Annotated in this window: 14 protein-coding genes; 9 read left to right on the forward strand and 5 right to left on the reverse strand. The window is 47.5% G+C overall.

Annotated features, from left to right (window positions below):
- The 4 genes from F3J22_RS18270 to F3J22_RS18285 all read left to right on the forward strand — a co-directional run bounded on the left by F3J22_RS18270 (position 1) and on the right by F3J22_RS18285 (position 5320).
- The gene (locus F3J22_RS18270; RefSeq protein ID WP_167019384.1) at positions 1–1308 is read left to right on the forward strand and encodes a DNA mismatch repair protein; all 1308 of its coding nucleotides are present in this window, start codon (positions 1–3) and stop codon (positions 1306–1308) included.
- Between the two features lie 10 nt (positions 1309–1318).
- On the forward strand, positions 1319–2644 hold the full coding sequence (locus F3J22_RS18275) for a DNA mismatch repair protein (RefSeq protein ID WP_167019385.1): 1326 nt from the start codon (positions 1319–1321) through the stop codon (positions 2642–2644).
- Between the two features lie 18 nt (positions 2645–2662).
- Positions 2663–4144 carry a S41 family peptidase gene (locus F3J22_RS18280; protein ID WP_167019386.1) on the forward strand — a complete coding sequence of 494 codons (1482 nt, stop codon included), beginning with the start codon at positions 2663–2665 and terminating at the stop codon, positions 4142–4144.
- Positions 4145–4315: 171 nt separating this feature from the next.
- Positions 4316–5320 (forward strand): zinc-dependent alcohol dehydrogenase family protein, encoded by a 1005-nt coding sequence (locus tag F3J22_RS18285; protein ID WP_205195407.1) that lies wholly within the window; start codon positions 4316–4318, stop codon positions 5318–5320.
- Between the two features lie 95 nt (positions 5321–5415).
- On the opposite strand, the gene F3J22_RS18290 is transcribed toward F3J22_RS18285, so the two are convergent.
- The 3 genes from F3J22_RS18290 to F3J22_RS18300 form a co-directional block, all read right to left on the reverse strand.
- Positions 5416–6942, reverse strand: coding sequence for a RagB/SusD family nutrient uptake outer membrane protein (locus F3J22_RS18290; RefSeq protein WP_167019387.1), 1527 nt, complete (start codon positions 6940–6942; stop codon positions 5416–5418).
- An 18-nt stretch (positions 6943–6960) separates the two neighbouring features.
- Positions 6961–10038 carry a TonB-dependent receptor gene (locus F3J22_RS18295; protein WP_167019388.1) on the reverse strand — a complete coding sequence of 1026 codons (3078 nt, stop codon included), beginning with the start codon at positions 10036–10038 and terminating at the stop codon, positions 6961–6963.
- Between the two features lie 517 nt (positions 10039–10555).
- The gene (locus F3J22_RS18300) at positions 10556–11569 is read right to left on the reverse strand and encodes a glycosyl hydrolase family 18 protein (protein ID WP_167019389.1); all 1014 of its coding nucleotides are present in this window, start codon (positions 11567–11569) and stop codon (positions 10556–10558) included.
- Positions 11570–11833: 264 nt separating this feature from the next.
- Between F3J22_RS18300 and F3J22_RS18305 the strand changes: the two genes are divergently transcribed.
- From F3J22_RS18305 to F3J22_RS18315, 3 genes are read left to right on the forward strand one after another with little or no spacing between them, the layout of a single operon-like run.
- The gene (locus F3J22_RS18305) at positions 11834–12232 is read left to right on the forward strand and encodes an ACT domain-containing protein (RefSeq protein ID WP_167019390.1); all 399 of its coding nucleotides are present in this window, start codon (positions 11834–11836) and stop codon (positions 12230–12232) included.
- A 26-nt stretch (positions 12233–12258) separates the two neighbouring features.
- Positions 12259–13269: a D-cysteine desulfhydrase family protein gene (locus F3J22_RS18310; protein WP_167019391.1), complete on the forward strand. Its 1011-nt coding sequence runs from the start codon at positions 12259–12261 to the stop codon at positions 13267–13269.
- A gap of 36 nt (positions 13270–13305) precedes the next feature.
- The gene (locus F3J22_RS18315) at positions 13306–13665 is read left to right on the forward strand and encodes a DUF4180 domain-containing protein (RefSeq protein WP_167019392.1); all 360 of its coding nucleotides are present in this window, start codon (positions 13306–13308) and stop codon (positions 13663–13665) included.
- A gap of 63 nt (positions 13666–13728) precedes the next feature.
- Here the strand turns inward: F3J22_RS18315 and F3J22_RS18320 are convergent, their stop codons facing one another.
- Both F3J22_RS18320 and F3J22_RS18325 read right to left on the reverse strand, forming a co-directional pair.
- On the reverse strand, positions 13729–14574 hold the full coding sequence (locus tag F3J22_RS18320; protein WP_167019393.1) for a tetratricopeptide repeat protein: 846 nt from the start codon (positions 14572–14574) through the stop codon (positions 13729–13731).
- A 54-nt stretch (positions 14575–14628) separates the two neighbouring features.
- On the reverse strand, positions 14629–15780 hold the full coding sequence (locus F3J22_RS18325; protein ID WP_240155125.1) for an acyltransferase: 1152 nt from the start codon (positions 15778–15780) through the stop codon (positions 14629–14631).
- Between the two features lie 448 nt (positions 15781–16228).
- Between F3J22_RS18325 and F3J22_RS18330 the strand changes: the two genes are divergently transcribed.
- Positions 16229–17554, forward strand: a complete 1326-nt coding sequence (locus F3J22_RS18330) for a TolC family protein (protein ID WP_167019394.1) — start codon at positions 16229–16231, stop codon at positions 17552–17554.
- 18 nt (positions 17555–17572) lie between these two features.
- Entirely contained in the window at positions 17573–18679 is a 1107-nt protein-coding gene (locus F3J22_RS18335) for an efflux RND transporter periplasmic adaptor subunit (RefSeq protein WP_167019395.1), read from the forward strand.
- Positions 18680–18729: the final 50 nt, after the last annotated feature.

Here is an 18729-nt window from a genome sequence, read left to right on the forward strand (position 1 = left end):
ATGATTTTGCATACAGATGATCAGACAATTGAAGATCTCAGGATCTTCGGAAAGCGCGACAGCAAGGGGATCTATGACCTGTTCAATCAAACCCGGACAAGGGGAGGCGAAACGATCCTGAAGGAGATGTTCCGGAACCCATTGTCCGACAGGACAGCGATCAACACCAGGAGTAGTATTATAGCGCATTTCGCAAAAAACAATATCAGCTTTCCTTTCAATGCAGCCTTGTTCGATATGGCAGAAAAGTACATCGCTAACGCCGACGTACAAACGAAGAATGCCACCAGGAACGCTGCACTGAGTGAAAAGGATATCAACAACGGCGTATCGGCGGTGATAGCGCTGGTACAGCAGATCTCAGCATTTGTCAGCGATCCTGCCGTACAGCAGATCAAAGCCTATGAAGGAGAGCGCGCCGTTATCAGGGAATTACTGAACGATGCTGCGCTGGAACCGGTGCACCAGGAAAAAAACGGCAGTAAGCTTTCCTTCGCTGCCGTTACCGCCTACGATCTCCTGTTCCGCACCCGCGAACGTGGCCGCATCGAAAAGCTGATGCAGCAGGTATATCGCCTGGACGTATACCTCGCCGTAGCTGCCGTGGCCACAGCACAACAGTTCATTTTTCCGGTGGCGGTAGCGAAAGGCGGCGATATGCTCCTGTTGGAAGGTGTGTACCATCCTGGTGTTAAAAATGCCATAGGGAATAATGTACGTCTGCACCCGGGAGAGCATGTGATCTTCCTGACAGGCGCCAATATGGCCGGTAAATCCACCTTCCTGCGCTCGCTCAGCACAGCAGTATACCTGGCACATATGGGCTTTCCGGTAGCGGCAAAGCGCATGGAATTTGTAGTGCTGGATGGCATCTTCACGACGATCAACCTGCCGGATAACCTGGGCATGGGCGCCAGCCATTTCTATGCGGAAGTATTACGCGTGAAAAAGATAGCCGCAGAACTACATGCAGGGAAATCGCTGCTGGTGATCTTTGATGAGCTGTTTCGCGGTACCAACGTTAAAGATGCGCATGAAGCCACCGTGGCTATTACCGGCGCATTCACCGCAAAGAAAGACAGTCTCTTCGTGATCTCTTCCCACATTGTAGAAGCGGGCGACGACCTGAAAAAATTCCCCGGTACCGGATTCCTCTACCTGCCAACACGCATGAAAGGACATACACCGGAATATACGTATACCCTTGAACGTGGTATCACGGATGATCGCCATGGTATGATCATCATCCGCAATGAAGGTATCCTGGATATTCTGAAGAACGGCCGTAAACGTGCACTGGAACAATAAAAGAACAGCTATGAGTTTTAATATAGATAAACAGACCGCAGATGAACTGAACCTCATGGGTAAATACCGTAACGGTTCTGTATATCACCTCTTCAACCAGGTGAAGACGAGCGGCGGACAACAAATGCTGGACGAAGTGTTTCGCAGTCCGCTGGAAGACCCTGCTGCCATCAACGAAAGGGCGGCTACCTTCCAGGCTTTCCAGCAGGCTAACCTGGGCTTTCCCTTCGACGTGTCGCAACTCAGTATGATGCGCGAATACCTCGATGGCAGTGTTGCGGGAAATGCCGTCATTACTGTCATCGATACACTGATAAAAAAAGGGTTATCGTCGCTTACAAGGGATGAGCGCTACCGGAAAAAGGTACAAGGCTTGCAGGCTACCATCGTTACGCTGAAACGCTGTTTCCTGTTCCTGCAGGCACTCCCTGTTACTACAGAAAAATATGCCGCCAAAGCGGCTGTCATCAGTGATATACTGGCAGATAAGGAAGTGGATCAGCTGATGAATATAGATATATACAAGCCCTTATCCGTGAAAACCCTTGCCTACTATGATCACCTCCTGAAAGGCCGCCTGCTGGCAGCTATGGAACAGTTGCTGTCATTCATTTACGAACTGGATATGTACATAGCTGTCAGTGATGTGGCCAGGAGTAAAGGCTTTGCCTATGCGGTGGCCATGCCGAAAGAAAAGAACCTCTTTTCGGTGAAGGTATTGAGGCACCCTTGTCTGCAAGGGGCTATAGGCAACGACCTGAGGATGGAAGAAGGCAGTAATGTATTGTTCCTCACCGGTGCGAATATGGCGGGAAAATCTACCTGGATGAAATCTGTGGGCATCTGCATGTACCTGGCACATATGGGCTTTCCGGTAGCAGCGGAATCCATGGTGTTCTCTGTGCGCCAGGGTATCTGTTCTTCTATCAACGTGGCAGATAATATCCACCTGGGATACAGTCATTTCTATGCAGAGGTGGTACGCGTGAAACAGGCCGCAGAAGCGGCTGCCAGTGGGAAGCGGTTATTGCTCATGTTCGATGAACTGTTTAAAGGTACCAACGTGAAAGATGCCTATGACGGTACACTGGCTGTGACTGAGGCTTTTGCCGAGTACCAGGACTGCCTCTTCATTGTTTCTACCCATATCATCGAAGTAGGAGAGGCCCTGAAAGGTAACAGCAATATTCGTTTTGCGTTTCTGCCTACCGTACTGGAAGGCGGCCGCCCGCGCTATACATACCGTCTGCAGGAAGGTATTACGGAAGACAGGCAAGGTATGATGATCATTCGCAATGAAGGTATACTGGAGCTGATACGTTCCCAGGCATGTTAATATTCAAAAACCAATCAAATGAAGAGATGGATGCTTTCCGGGGCTGCTGTACTTTGTGCATTGTGTAGTATGCGCGTATCTGCCCAGGATAAAAAATTGTCGAATCTTACCAAAGAAGATTTTATTGCCGACTTCAGGCTGGCAGCAGAAATACTGAAAAAGCAACACCCCAATCCCTATAAGTTTATCGACTCCGCCAGCTTTCAGCGTAAGGTCGATTCACTGATGGAAAAGGCTGCCACAGCACCTGACGTGGTATCTGTGCTGCAGTATTCGCCGGTATACCTGGTGAGGGATGTACATACAAGCCTGAGTGTAAACAATGACCACGCAAAGGATTTGTATAGTATGATCAACCTTTTTCCTTTTCCGGTAGCAGTAGAGAGAGGAAAGATTTTTGTCAATATAAAAGGAGGGGCTATTCCTTATGGTGCGGAAGTGACCAGCATCAACAACATGGCTGCCAAGGACATTCTACAGGCATTGTCGACCCCGGCATACAGCGATGGGTACATCACCAGTGGTCTGGACCGCCTGTATCCTAATTTCCAGGTGATGTACAGCCTGCTGTCGCCACATGAACAGCAGTTCCAGGTAAGCTACATCGCACCTGGCAGTACAGATACCAAAAAGGTGACGCTGCCTTATGCCAATTCCACACAGGCTTTTCATGATAGCCGCATGGCGGTGCTGCCGGTAAACCTGTTGCAGCGTTCCTATGCCATCTACAATAACTATTACGATGATACGAAAACAGGATTGCTGACAGTGAATACTTTTGGTATCAATGAATCCGATGCCTATAAAGAGTTCAGCGAGTTTTTCAGGGAACTGAACAATCGTAAATACAAACAGGTAATCATCGATGTACGCAGCAATGGTGGCGGTAATCCGGCTATTTCAGCGCTGCTGTATTCCTTCCTGACAGACAAACCTTTCCGTAACGTTTACAATTACCGCACCCATACGATCGACATCGCCATGCCGGAGTATGCGATTGCGGAGAATGGAAGAAGATTATCCGACGAAGATATTCAGACGCAGAAGAATTTTCTTTATCAGCGGTTTGATAAAGACAGCACCGGGTTATATATCGGTAATGCCCGCCTGAGAGAAGGTTTGCTGGAGAATTTCCCTCCGGATAAAGATGCATTCCACGGGAAGGTATATGTGCTGACCGGTGGTGGTACCGTATCTGCGGCTACCTATTTTGCATCATTGGTACAGCAGAATAAACGTGGTACCATAATAGGGCATGAAACAGGCAGTGGTGAAGCCGCTACTACGGCAGCGTGGTTCATGAAATACCTGATGCCACGTACCAAATGTATATTGAATGTGCCGATGTCGGAGTTGTATTTCTTTAATGCCAGCACAGATAAGGGCCATGGAGTGATGCCTGACAGGGAAGTGCCGGTGAGTAAGTGCGCTTCGTATATACAGGCCGGTAAAGACCCGGAAATGAGTTATACGATGGAGTTGATTAACAACGACAAATAGTGGTCTCTTAATAGTTGGAAGGGCGCCGAAAGGCGCCTTTTTTATTTGTCGGAAAATGTCATTTTGTTCCCGTGACAGGGAAAAAACCATTATTGTAAATATTTAGTAGCTGGAAAACCATTAAATTTCCATTGGAAATATAAGCCTCAATTAACCCGAAATATTATCACCATGGAAACCCCTCATTTCATGAAAGCGATGGTACTGGAAGCAGCCGGCAGTCCATTGGTACAGCGTCTCATAACAGTGCCCCATCCTGACGATTACCAGGTATTGATTAAAGTGACTGCCTGTGCTATTTGTCGCACGGATATTCATATTATTGATGGAGATCTTAAGCATCCCAAACTACCTTTAGTGCCTGGCCATCAGATCGTTGGAGTGGTAGCCGCTTTAGGCAGCCAGGTTAAAGACATAACGATCGGGCAACAGATTGGCGTGCCGTGGCTGGGGTATACCTGTGGTGAATGTGATTACTGCAGAAACGGGCAGGAAAATCTCTGCGATCATGCACGCTTTACAGGTTATAACATTGATGGAGGTTATGCAGAATATGCTGTAGCTGACCACCGCTATTGTTTTCCACTTTCAGATAAGCATTGTGGCACCTTCGGCGCCCCTTTGCTATGTGCAGGATTAACAGGTTACCGCAGTTATGCGATGTTACCGCCTAACGCTAAAAACATTGGTATATACGGTTTTGGAGGGGCAGGACATATCCTCATACAGGTGGCTATCAATCATGGGAAGTCGGTATATGCTTTCACGAGGCCGGGTGATATTTCTGCGCAGGCCTTTGCTACCAGCTATGGTGCTGCATGGGCAGGTGATTCCACTGAGACTTCCCCGCAGTTGCTGGATGCGGCCATCATCTTTGCTCCTGTGGGAGAACTGGTGTTGAAAGCCCTTAAAGACACCATAAAAGGTGGAACTATTATATGCGGTGGTATTCATATGACGGATATTCCGTCTTTGCCCTATCAGCTATTATGGGGAGAGCGAACTATTAAATCTGTTGCCAATCTGACCAGGAAAGATGGTGAAACATTGCTGGCATTGGCGCATCAGTTTTCTATTCAGACACAAACATATATTTTTCCATTGGAAGATGCCAACAAGGCATTGGACAACCTTCGGCTGGGGAATATAGACGGGGTCGCCGTTCTCGTTATCTGAAATACACTGCCAGAAATAATTTATTGCTGTTAGCGGATATAAAAAGGGGCTGACCCAGGAATAGGCCAGCCCCTAACGTCACACATTATGAATACTTATTTCCAGAGGGTATTTTGTACCATTTTCGGGTTGTTGTCGATTTCTGCCTGTGGTATCGGGAAGAAATCATGTTTGCCGGCAACATAATACTGAACGCCGATTTTATCGCTGGCGCTCAATTCCTGTTTCAGCAGTCCCCAACGTTGCAGATCGTAGAAGCGCTGTCCTTCGCGGGCGAATTCCAGCATACGCTGATGTCTGATTTCAGCCATCAGCTGATCTTGTCCGAGTCCGGCGGTTAAGGTACCCAGGTTGGCTCTTGTACGGATGGCCTGTACATAAGGATATGCCTCTCCGGTTTTGCCCTGCATGGTCAGTGCTTCTGCGAGTAATAACTCGATATCTGCATAACGCAATGCGCGCTCATTGATGCTGGTAGTATAGTCTGCCGCACCACTGGAACCGCTCAGTTCATTTTTTTGCAGGTAATTCTGGTATTTCTTATACATGGATTTGTAGCCGAATACCAGGGTGAAGGCACTGAATGGTTTCTGGTAGAATACCGCATTAGGGTAGTCCCACATGAGGGTAGCGTACATACGAGGGTCCAGCTCATTGGAGGTTGTTTTCTCCTTCTGGAACTCGGTGTATAGTTTGTCTGTCGGACTCACTTCAAACCATCCTGCTACTTCTGAAGGTGCAAATTCCTGTGCAGTGGTGGTTCCCAGGGTTTCATTGGAGTTTTCACCAGCCCATGGGTTGGTACCACCAACGTCTGCCAGCTGAATTTCAAAAACAGACTCGCTGTTATTTTTCTTAGCGGTGGTAAAGTTGTCGTTGTAATCCTGCATCAATGAATAGCTGTAAGGAGAGGTGGTCAGCTGTTTGAGCGTTGTTTCAGCATTCGCCCATTGTTTCAGGTATACGTAAGATTTGCCAAGATAGCCGATGGCGGAGCCTTTGGTGGCTCTTCCAAGATCACTGCCTGTTCTGGAAACAGGAAGGTCGGCAGCAGCTTCGGTGAAGTCTTTGATGGCTTGTGCCCATACGTCCGCTGCGGGTGATTTGGCGATAAAATAATCATCCTTGCTAACGGGAACGGTAGTACGAATAGGTACATCACCGAAGTTGGTTACGAGGATGAAGTAGTTGATACCACGCAGGAACTTTGCTTCTGCTATATAGGCTTTTTCCAGGTCAGCAGAGAGTTTTGCTTTGCTGATGTTCTCCATGATCTGGTTGGCGCGGAAAATGGCCATATAGGAGTTATTGAAAACGCTGGTAGCAGCAGCATTATCAGGTGTATTGGTGAAGGTCGACAGCTGGTACAGGTAACTCACGTCATTCCTGATGAAGAAATCGTCGCCACGGCCATTGGAAAGCTCCACACCACGAACACCCCAGTAACCACCGTTCACGTTTTTGAACAATCCGTAGGTGGCTGCCAGTGCACTTTTTACATCCGTTTCATCTTTCCAGAATGTCTCCGTTGTAATCTGGTTCGGGTTAGTGAGTTCCAGTGTATCGCGGGAGCAGCTGGCTAAAGCCATGATGGTTGCGACCGAGATAAATATCTTTTTCATACGTTGAATTTTAAGTAATTACAATGACAGTTGAACGCCGAGAGAAAAGGTACGGGCAAGCGGATAAGCAACATGGCCGAAGTCTACACCTCTGTCCAGGATACTGCCGGTTCTGCCGATGTCCGGGTTGAAGCCGCTGTAGTTGGTGATGGTGAAGAGGTTGTTGGCACTGAAGTAAGCCCTGATGCTGCTGATTTTTGCACGTTCCAGTAATCTCTCAGGAATGGTATAACCTAACTGCAGTGTTTTTAAGCGCAGGTAAGAACCATCTTCAAGGAAACGGGAAGACGTTTGTGCATTGTAGTTAGGGTCATCGATCACCGCTCTTGGAATATTGGTGTTCGTATTGGTAGGTGTCCAGGCGTTGAGGGTGGCACGGCTGTAGTTAAACTCCAGGTTCATGCCTTCCAGGTCCTGGCGCAGACCGTTATAGATCTTGTTGCCGTGTGTACCCTGGAAATAGACATTCAGGTCAAAATTAAAGGCAGCCACGTTTCCACCGATACCATATTCGAATTTAGGGAACGGACTACCCATGTTTACGCGGTCGCTGCTGCTGATAGCACCGTCGCCATTGGCATCATAGAATTTGATATCACCAGGTTTTGCACTCGGTTGTATCAGGTTACCATTCTTGTCTTTATAATCATCGATTTCTTTCTGAGACTGGAAGATACCCAGGGATTTGATCAGGTAGAAGGCAGCTACTTCTCCGCCAGCCTGTGTGAGGGTGGAGTTTGCACCGTGGTGGGTAGGCTGTCCGCCGAAGATCTGTTGTGAACCGGTACCCAGTTCAATTACTTTGTTCCTGACAGCGGAGATGATACCATTTACGCCATATTTGAATTTACCGATGGTATTGTTGTAGGCGAGGCCCATTTCAAAGCCTTTGTTCTGCAATGTACCGGCATTAACGGTAGGATTGGCAGAAGAACCGGCCGAACCCGGGATCGGAACGTTCAGCAATACGTCGGTAGTGGTTTTGGTGAAGTAGTCGGCGGTGAGGGTCAGCTTATCATTGAAGAAGCCTGCATCGAAGCCGATGTTGGTGGTTTTGGTGTTTTCCCATTTGATATTAGGATTGGCAAAAGCCGTCTGGATAGCACCGAACCATTTCTGCTGGTCTGCTCCGCTAACATAGTTGATATTGGAAGCAACAGCAGCGCTGTACTGGTAGTCACCGATTTCCTGGTTACCGAGTATACCGAAGCTACCACGGAGTTTCAGGAAGGAAACGGTGTTTTTATTAATGTTCCAGAATTTCTCGTTGGAGAGGTTCCAGCTGGCAGCTACGGAAGGGAAATTACCGAAGCGGTTGGAAGGGCCGAATCGGGAAGATCCATCACGACGGAAGCTGGCTGTTAAGCTATAGCGGTTGTCGTACGTGTACATGAGGCGGCCCAGTACAGAAAGCAGCGTGCTTACTTTACTGTTGCCCACTACAGTACCGATATTGGAGCCTGCATCCAACTCCTTCATACCGTCGGAGAGGTTGGTTTTGGAGGCCACCATATAATTATAAGTCGATTTCTGGTAGGAGTAACCCGCCAATGCCTGAATGCTGTGTTTACCGATCGTTTTATCGAAGTTCAGGGTGTTTTCAGCCAGTACCAGGATGGTTCTGTCTTTGCCTTGTGTAAGATCATTGGTAGGCTGACTGAACAGGGTTCCTACGTCATGTCTTTTCATATAATCCTCTGCCTCATTGGTAGCGTTGGTATAACCCAGGTTGAATTTATATTTCAATGATGGGAGGATGGTAAACTCTGCAAAGGCGTTGGTGATAATGGTAGTAGTAACATTGTTGATATCTTCGAGGTGCAGCTGTGCAACAGGATTCGCTACGTTTACTACGTTGCCGCTGGCGCCGGAGTAGCCACCAATGGCGGTGCTGTCGTAGATGCCGAATACCGGGATCATCTTAACGGCAGAACCAACCGGGTCGCCGCCTTGTCCGCCCCAGCCACCAGGCATGGTTACCCATCTTTCACGGGAGAGCAAAATAGTTTCGCCTACTTTCAGTCTGCCCTTGGTGGTTTCAGATTTAGCACGGATGCCATAGCGGTTGTAGTTGGTGACATCTACGATACCATTCTGGTCGGTATAGTTACCGGATACGCTGTATTTGGTAGACTCGCTGCCACCACTGATGTTCAGCTGGTATTGCTGGATCATGGCACTTCTGTAGATGGCGTCCTGCCAGTCGGTGCCGGCGCCTAATGTATTAGGGTTGGCGGCAATAGGGAGGCGTGGCAATCCGGCAGCATCATGTGCCGCATTACTTACGGTCGCCCATTCGGAAGCGTTCAGGACATCCAATTTGTGCGCGAGTTTCTGTATGCCGAAGTTGGTGCTGAAATCGATCTTAGGTTTTCCTGCCCTGCCACTTTTTGTGGTTATCAGTACTACGCCATTGGCAGCACGGGAGCCATAGATCGCTGCTGCAGAAGCATCTTTCAGTACATCGATCGATTCGATGTCGAGTGATGCAATGTTGCCAATGCCTGCTACGGGTACTCCGTCTAAAATGTATAAAGGATCTGCGTTGCCGAGGGTACCCACACCACGGATGAGGATACGCGTACCTGCACCTGGGTTACCACCCGCAGATTCTACGGTTACACCCGGAAGCTTGCCTTGTAAGGCCTGGGCTACGTTACTTACACCTTCTGTTTTAAGATCGGCAGCTTTCAGGGAAGCAATGGCGCCGGTAAGGTCTTTCTTCCGTACCGATCCATAGCCAATCACTACCACCTCATTCAGGCCGGCAGTGCTGCGTTTTAACTGCAAATTTAAAGTGGTGGCTGCACCCACGGTAATTTCTTTGGCCTCATATTCCATGGAGGAAATAAGCAGGCGTTCGCCTTCTTTTACCTCCAGTGAAAACTGTCCCTTTTCATCTGTGGTGGTTCCCTTTGTTGTTCCCTTAATCTGAACAGAAGCCAGGATTACTGGCTCGCCGGTACCTTCTTCTGTAATCTTTCCGGTAATCTTTTTCTGAGCGAATGCTGAAAAGCTGGCCATAATAAGGAAGAGCAGGATTGCATGCCTGATCCAGGCAGGTGGTGAAATGCTCACCCCAGTGTAATTTTTCATACGGGAATTTTTAGATGTCCGATTTTAGTTGATGATAATAGCTGATAATTATTAAATGTCAAATCTACATTTAAAAATCAGTGAGAAGATGGACAATTAAATTATTTAGATGGACAATGTTATTTTTTTTGAAAAAAAGACGGTACGTTGATGTAGGCGAATGCATTATAGTAGCATGAAATCGGTTGCATAAACTTGCAGGGATACTTCAGGTAAGAGCCCCCGTGTGCAGCGTAGAACTCCCATCCTCTACCGAAGGAGTCGGTCGTAACAAAGGGGGAGTACACTCGCTATTAGAAAATAGCCCCCGCGCGCAGCGCGGAACCAAACCAGCTGATACCGAAGGTATCAGCTGTAAAAAAGAATGGCAAATTTTCACTCTCCGCTGCTAAAAGCGCCCCCGCGCGCAGCGCGGAACCCTCCATCCGATACCGAAGGTATCGGATGAAAAAAAGAGGTAGGAGAAAATCTACATTCTCCTACCTCTTTTAAGAAAAATTAATTGTAAAATCAACAATTACGGATTCATAATATGTATCAACGCCTTACTTACTACATAAGTAGGCAAATAAAGCGTATTGTCTGTAGACGACGTCAGATTCGCATCTCTGTCGATCGCATAACTGAATACACCACCTTTTTTAACACCACCGGTAGGTTCCCAGTTGGCATAATCATAGGCACGGCCGGTACCATTTACCGGGTAGGTTACATCATACCATACATTACTTGGATATCCATTCTCTTCATAAAAAGAAAAACCTGGAACAAACTGTGTTGAGCTGATGTAAGGAGAGAAGGTGTTCCAGGTAGATTGTAAGGTAGATGCACCCCTGCCATAGGCTTGCAGCCATACATAATTTACCATGGTATACACTTTTTTAAACAGACTGTTGGAGCCGCTCTGATTCGTATCGAAGGTGAGCAGCTTACCGGTGCCGGACTTAGGCCCCAGGTAGGCAGATAATGCGGTGTAAACACCGGTCATGGTAGTGAGGGTGGTGCCGCTCGGGTTACTCTCAATGTCTACGTCGTAACCATCAAAGCCATATTTGTTGACGATACTATCCATGATATACTTCGCAGTGGCGGCATAGCCGGCTGTATTGGCAGAGGCGCCTGATATCAGGTTGAGATTACCGGTAACGATGACTTTCGTGCCTTTGTTGTGTAGTTTGTTGATCCATACAGGCACACTGTCGGCAACTGGTGAGGTGGAGCTGAAACAAAATACGATCAGTACGTCCATACTGTCGGGGATAGCGGAAAAGTTAGAGCCGTTCAATCCTGCGCCATAGCAGGGACCCTGAAAACGATAGAAGCCGGCATAAATCTCATGCTGGGTTTTCTTATACGCCTGTAAGCTGCTGTCGCTGGCGGTAAGGGCAGCGCTGGCGCTTTGGGCGGATACACCAGACTGTGTCGAAAGATTTGAGTCCGTCAGATTTTTCGTGCAGGCACTCAGGAGAAAGGTGGCGGAAAACAGACATGCAGCAATCATTGCTGTAAACAAAGGGCTTGAATTTTTCATTGTTGTTCAGATTGGGTTTTAGTGAAATATCGTCGATAGATTTACCCGTAAGAGAAATTGGCTCCAATGAAATGATCGTTGTCGTACTATCGTGGTGCACTATCCGGCCAGGGAGCATACGTGGAAAAAGCCGGAACCAGGGTTACTGCATTGCTTACTAAATATACTAAAAGTTATGAATGTATGTGTACTTGCCAGGAAAATTGTTTTGTGCCTGACAATCAGGATGATGTATTTTTGGATGAAACAAAGCACGGACTCATTATGACTGGAGAAAACAACCTTCGCCATTTGCTGAAACATATGAAACCTGAACTGAACAAAGGGACATATGTATTTTGTACGATGCCAGGCATTGAACAGCTGGATATAAGCCAGGCAGTGTTTGTATTCAGGGAGAAAGAAGGATGGACCGTCGTTCTGGAACAACCCTATGCGAAAATGCTGGGCTTGGAATATACTTTTGTGGCTGCCTGGATTACATTAACCGTGCATTCATCGCTGGAAGCGGTAGGACTCACTGCTGCATTTTCGCAGGCGCTGTCCGGCAATGGTATCAGCTGCAACGTAGTGGCGGCCTACCACCACGATCATATCTTCGTGCCTGCCGCCGATGCAGCAAAAGCAATGGCAGTATTAGCTGCTTTATCTGAACAAAACTGATTGTCTAACCACTTCATCTTTTTACTGTGAAACAAAATTACCTGGCAGATAAATTTCCTGTCTATCCACTGATAGCAATACCAACAGCTATTCATCCCTTAACGAACCTCAACCGCCGACTGAACGGCGTCAATATTTATGTAAAGCGGGATGATGTGATGGACATCGGCCTTGGTGGCAACAAGTTGCGTAAGCTGGAATACCTTCTGCATGATGCCATCAGCAAGGGTGCGGATACGCTCCTCACTACAGGTGGTATACAGTCGAACCACACCCGCCTGACCGCCACTGCGGCGGCCCGCGCCGGACTGGCCTGTGAGGTGGTACTGTCGCAACTGGTGCCTGTTAAAACGGCCAACTATAACCAGAACGGCAACATCCTGCTGGAAAAGATCTTAGGTGTTAAAATGCATATCGTTCCTGAAAACGGATCAGGGGCTGCCGTGCTGGAAGCCCGCCAGGCAGAGCTGACAGCACAGGGCAAACATCCATATACAATGCCGATGGGAGGCTCCAGTCCGATCGGCGCGCTGGGCTACGCCAACTGCTACCTGGAAATCATGGCGCAAAGCCAGGAAATGGATATCACGTTCTCGCATATACTATTGCCTAACGGTAGCAGTGGCACACATGCCGGACTGCTGGCCGGACAAAAATACGCCGGTCATACCGGCCCGCAGATTCGCTCCTATGCCGTGCTGGCAGATGAAGTCACTACTAAAAAGGCTACCCTGGAGAAAGCAAACGCTACAGCTAACCTGCTCGGCTATACGAAATCGATTCCGGCAGAAGAGGTATTCGTTAGCGACAGCGCCCGCGGAGAAGCCTACGGCATCCCCACGGAGGCCATGTGGCATGCACTGAAGCTCCTGGCATCCACTGAAGGTATATTCCTCGACCCCGTATATAGTGGCAAAGCCTTCGCTGGTATGCTGGCAGATATAGAACAGGGACGATTTCCGGAAGGAAGTAACCTGCTGTTTGTAATGACCGGCGGTACACCCGGACTCTTCGCCTACCAGGATTTAGTAGAATAAGTAACTTATCTTTGGGGACTTTAATTGTTAACCATTATGGAAATTAAGATTCATCAGACGAGAAACTATCCCGTAGCGGAATTACAGGGAACAGGTGTTTTGATAAGTAATACGGAAGATGCCCTTGACCTGCTGGGCAACCTGTACTATCAGGATGTGGAAAGGGTCATTCTTCATGAAGATAATATCACACCGGCATTCTTCGACCTCAGCACCGGTATTGCAGGAGAGATATTGCAGAAGTATACCAACTATAAAATGCGGCTGGCAATTGTAGGAGATTTTTCCAAATATCCCGGGCAGGCCTTCCGCGATTTTATCTTCGAAAGTAATAAAGGAAAACAGGTCAACTTTCTGGATACTACAGCGACAGCTCTTGTCAGGCTGAGTAGCTGATCCATAGGCCCGTTCCTGGGAAGTGCTGTTGGTAACTAACAGGAACGGGTATATGAAAATTTATCAGGGTTTAAGACGGCTAAGTAAGAAGCTGTTTACCTGATATGGATAGCGCTCATAGATGGCATTATCTTCATTAATCGTAAAACCATCCTTAAAATCCTTCACCGCCTCCTCGTATAGTTGCATTGCTGCTGTATCTTGCTGTAAGTAACCCATGCACAGGGCTTTATAGAATTTTGCATCTGAAAAGTTGGAGTACCGCTGTAATGCTTTATCAAAATAGGAGATAGCCGCAGCATATTCTTGCTGTTCATATAAGGTGATGCCCATATAGAAATTTACCAGGTGATGTACCATGCTGTCACCGAAACGTGCCTGTTGCCGCCGGATACATTCCCGGAAACAGCTGGCGGCGCTGTCATATTTATTGAGCTGAAGATAGGATAAGCCAATGTAGAAGCGGTATTCATGGTCCATAATCCCTATGTCGCCATTGACCTGGCTGGCCAGCTGAAAATCAGCGATGGCGGCTGTATAATCTTTCAGGAAAATACATTTAATAAAACCTCTGTAATCTATATATCGCGGCTGGTTGTATTTAACAGCGCTATCGAGGTAAGCCATGCCCACTTCGTATTTCAACGTTTTGAAGTACGGCATGGCTTTCTGCTGCCATAAAAATGCATCTTGTGGCAGTATAGCCAGCGCGCTGTCGAGATATACATTCCAGGATTGCGAATAAATAGCGTACTGGTAGGCGCCATTATGCAGGTATTTCTGAAGAATGCTGTCACGGGAAATGCTTGCTTTCTGGGCGTAGGAAAAGGAGGTAGCCAGTAAGAGCAGGCTAAGGATGATAAGGGTGACGGGCTTGCGCATGGGGATGGGGTTCAGTATTTTGGTCATACCCCTTTAAGGTACTGTACCATAAAGGGGTATTTTTATTTTATTGTAAGAAGATCAGGCATTGCCCCACTTGCGTTTCAGCCACGCCCTTATCGGTTCGTCGTATAGTTTCAGACTGGCATAACCCACGGAAACGGCTACTATAAATGTCAGCGCACCGTAAAGGATATTAGGGGTGGTTTCTGTTCTGGGGTGACTATTTACATACCCGGTGTAAATATAGATAAATGGATAATGGGTAATGTAGATAGGGTAGGAGATGTCTCCCAGGAATTTACATATAGCCGTTCCCGTTTTACTGCTGGTTTGGCCGCTGGCACCGATATAGATGATTACCGGGAAGAGGAACAGGATGGTCAGCGCCTCGTAGAGGCCGTTCATCCAGCGCTGTGTTTCGCCGCCAATGCGGGGTACCGACAGCAATATCACCAGCATCAGTGCGCTGATGAAAAAGGCATTGTTGATCTTTCCTGGCTTAATGGTACGTGATATCAGCAACCCTGCAAAGAAGGGGTACATCAGTCTGACAAATCCGATAGTCAGCTGTTCCTGGGTGATAGACCACCCACCGATTACATCGCCGTTTTTGCAGGTAACGCAGTAATACAGCAGGGCTGCTCCTGCCAGGAATACCAGCACGGACAGCGCTGCTTTGGAAAGCTTACGGAGTCCGACAGCATATAGTATATTGGCTACATATTCATAAAATAGTGACCATCCAGGCCCGTTCAGGGGGTGCATTTCCTGCCATCCGCGTATATCCATAGACGTGGGTACGGGTATTAATGTGAAGCCTATCAGCATAATGCCGATCACCTGCCACAGCGGTACGTTATGGATATTGGGAAAGGTAGGGGAGTCGGACCAGTAGAAGCAGATGGCGCCAATGATCATCCCCAGGATAACCAGTGGCTGCAGCCTTTCCAGCCTCCGCTTAAAAAAGCCGCCAATACTCATTTTCGTCCAGCGGTCGTCGTAGGCATAGCCGATAACAAACCCTGAAAGCAGGAAGAAGAAATCCACCGCCAGATAGCCGTGGTTAATTTTCATGTCCATTATACTGGTAGAATTGGCCTCACATACGTGCATGCCCACTACCATCATAGCGGCGACGCCGCGCAAACCATCCAGGATAGGGTAATGTGGCTTGCTGCTAAGTACCATAGCTTGTGGCTTACTGGTAAGAACCTCGGGTTGACTGATCATGTGGAAAATATAAACGCTTGTTTTAATGTAAATTGATGCCCACTGTTGGCCCTACATAGGCCGTCAGCCACAATATGTATATTTTTTGCTGGATTTTCCGCAGAAAATGAAGAGTGGAAAATAAAGGGGCAGGATGGCATGGTTAGGCTCAACTATTCTTACTGCCTGTTGTTATATAAAAAAAACTCCCCGCTTTTTCAACCGGAGCTGATGGGATACCTAACAGCAAGCAGCCGTACACGTTACTAATCAATTTCTAATATGGCGGGTAGTTTATCGAAAAATATATGATTAACTGTTTCTGTAATAGCAATCTAAAAATATATAATTTATAAAATATGATACTTGTTCCACTGATCGTTCCCTGCACATTAGAAGGTTCTAATTTGCGTGGATTTTCTATTTGACTAAGTTTGACATCGAAAAGCTCCCCTAATATATCTTCTCTATGCAATGTAATAAGATATTGCGTTTGTGGCTTGTGTTATGCATGAGCGTGGTCAGTGTGAATGCGCAGCAAAACAATCCGTTACCCGCTGCGGATTCACTGAAGTTGCCGCTTGACAGTGCAGAAAATCTTTTTCTGAAAAATAACCTCGCCCTGCTGGCACAAAGGTACAATGTCAACGTTCAACAGGCACTGGAAATACAATCACGCCTGTACCCCAACCCAAACTTCTCGTTTGCTACCGCACTTGTTGGCCATGATCCCAACATCACGCCAACACCTGCCAACAAACTGTTTCCTTCTCCCTTCTCTGAGGCTGGTGAAGCGTCGGCAAATATCAGCCAGGAAATAGTGATCGCAGGTAAAAGAAATAAAGCGATAAAACTCGCTAAATCTAATACCAGGCTGGCTGAATACCAGTTCTATGATTTGCTCCGGACGCTTAAATACACCCTGCGCACCGACTTCTACACCATCTACTACCTGCAACAAAGCGCCAGCGTCTACAAAGATGAAATTGATGGCCTGCAAACAGTGGTAGACAGCTATAACGGCCTGCAGAAAGAAGGGAAGTTCTGGGTGTCGGAAAAAGAGATCGTAAGGGTGAAAGCACAGCTCTATAGTTTGCAAAGCGAATACCAGGCACTGATAGACCAGATCAACAATACACAGAGTGAATTGAAACTCTTACTACAGGTAAAAACACTCACGTATATTGTTCCCCAGCTCGATCCCACACTGGCAGCCAATATCAATCCCCTGAAATACCCGCTGCCCGAATTGGTGGATTCTGCCTATCAACGCCGCACCGACCTGAAAATCGCCCAGCAGAATACGGAAATAAGCAAACTGAATTACAACTACCAGAAAGCACTCGCCGTTCCTGATCCTTCTTTCAGTATCAACTACGACAAGCAAGGCAGCTACATCAAAGACCTCTTCATGGCAGGTATCGCGATAGATCTCCCCGCATTCAACCGCAACCAGGGTAATATAAAGTCTGCAAAATTTGCCGTGAAAATGAATGAGATGACGGAACAAAGCGTGGAGAAAACAGTGGAAGAAAATGTATACCGCGCACTGCAGGAATCTATTGACGCAGATAAGCTCTATAAGAAAGTAGATCCGGCATTCCAGAACGACTACAGCCGGCTGATCAGCGCTGCCCTCGATGCCTATAAAAAGCGCACCATGGGCCTGCTCGATTTCCTCGACTTCTACGACTCCTACAAACAGAATACCCTACAGATAAACGCAATACAACTGAATAAATTGAACGCACTGGAAAGTATTAACTTCTTCACTGGCTTCAATTTTTTTAATTAAATAAAGACCGGCATCCCCATGCAAGCAATACTTAAACCATACAACGCCTTGTTACTGCTGCTGCCGCTGACAGTGGCAACACTCAGCTCCTGCGGCCACAAACAGGAACAGAAAACCGACGAGCGTACCGCCTACGTAATACCCGATTCCATCATGAAGGTATTGAAAATCGATACCGTCCGGATGACACCGGTGGTAGATGCCATCACCCTCACCGGTATGGTCGATTTCAACCAGGATAACCAGGTGAGCATCTTCCCGCCTGTCAGCGGTATCGTACAGGATGCCAACGTGCAACTCGGCGACGCCGTAAAACAAGGACAGGTGCTGGCGACAGTAAAAAGTAGTGAAATGGCCGGCTACGAAAATAGCATGGTGGTGGCAGAAACAAATGTTACCAGCGCCAAAAAACAGCTGGAAGCCACCAAAGACCTCTTCAAAAACGGCCTCTCCTCACAGCTGGACCTCACCGCTGCCCAAACTGCCTACGATCAGGCAATTGCGCAGTTGCAGATGCAGCAAAGGGTACTCAAAATCAATGGCAACAACCGCCAGGGAATCTATGTGGTGAAATCTCCCATCAATGGATTTGTTGTGCAGAAAAATATTACCAATAACACCGTCATCCGCACGGATAATGGCAATAATCTCTTTACCATTTCAGATCTGAAAAACGTATGGGTGCAGGCCAACGTCTACGAGTCCAATATCAGCCGCGTTCACGTGGGGGACCATGTAGACGTTACCACCCTTTCCTATCCTGATAAGGTTTTCAAAGGCAGGGTAGATAAGATGCTGAATGTGCTGGACCCCGCCAGCAAGGTGATGAAAGTCCGCATTGTACTGCAGAACGATAACTACCTCCTGAAGCCGCAGATGTTTGCCAGCGTGAACGTACTCAATCCTGTCGGAAAAAAGGCGCTCACCGTTTCTTCACACGCACTGATGTTTGATCATAGCCAGTATTACGTGCTCATATACAACGGAAAAAGTGATGTAAAAATCACACCGGTAGAAGTGCTGGGTGCCAATGGAAATGAAACATATATCGCTGCCGGCCTGAAGGAAGGGGACAGGGTGATTGCCTACGATGTAATCCTGATCTACCAGGCTTTAAACAGTTAACCGGCTACTCGTTCCGTCATATCATACTCCGTATCTTTTAATACAAGCAA

The sequence above is a fragment of the Chitinophaga sp. Cy-1792 genome (assembly GCF_011752935.1).
Classification (GTDB): domain Bacteria; phylum Bacteroidota; class Bacteroidia; order Chitinophagales; family Chitinophagaceae; genus Chitinophaga.

Bases quoted from the DNA above. Each gene is read 5' to 3' on its own strand.
- F3J22_RS18325 (WP_240155125.1), bottom strand. From the start codon at position 15,780: ATGATCAGTCAACCCGAGGTTCTTACCAGTAAGCCACAAGCTATGGTA.
- F3J22_RS18300 (WP_167019389.1), bottom strand. From the start codon at position 11,569: ATGAAAAATTCAAGCCCTTTGTTTACAGCAATGATTGCTGCATGTCTG.
- F3J22_RS18270 (WP_167019384.1), top strand. From the start codon at position 1: ATGATTTTGCATACAGATGATCAGACAATTGAAGATCTCAGGATCTTC.
- F3J22_RS18305 (WP_167019390.1), top strand. From the start codon at position 11,834: ATGACTGGAGAAAACAACCTTCGCCATTTGCTGAAACATATGAAACCT.
- F3J22_RS18315 (WP_167019392.1), top strand. From the start codon at position 13,306: ATGGAAATTAAGATTCATCAGACGAGAAACTATCCCGTAGCGGAATTA.
- F3J22_RS18320 (WP_167019393.1), bottom strand. From the start codon at position 14,574: ATGACCAAAATACTGAACCCCATCCCCATGCGCAAGCCCGTCACCCTT.
- F3J22_RS18285 (WP_205195407.1), top strand. From the start codon at position 4,316: ATGGAAACCCCTCATTTCATGAAAGCGATGGTACTGGAAGCAGCCGGC.
- F3J22_RS18330 (WP_167019394.1), top strand. From the start codon at position 16,229: ATGCAATGTAATAAGATATTGCGTTTGTGGCTTGTGTTATGCATGAGC.
- F3J22_RS18290 (WP_167019387.1), bottom strand. From the start codon at position 6,942: ATGAAAAAGATATTTATCTCGGTCGCAACCATCATGGCTTTAGCCAGC.
- F3J22_RS18295 (WP_167019388.1), bottom strand. From the start codon at position 10,038: ATGAAAAATTACACTGGGGTGAGCATTTCACCACCTGCCTGGATCAGG.
- F3J22_RS18275 (WP_167019385.1), top strand. From the start codon at position 1,319: ATGAGTTTTAATATAGATAAACAGACCGCAGATGAACTGAACCTCATG.
- F3J22_RS18335 (WP_167019395.1), top strand. From the start codon at position 17,573: ATGCAAGCAATACTTAAACCATACAACGCCTTGTTACTGCTGCTGCCG.
- F3J22_RS18280 (WP_167019386.1), top strand. From the start codon at position 2,663: ATGAAGAGATGGATGCTTTCCGGGGCTGCTGTACTTTGTGCATTGTGT.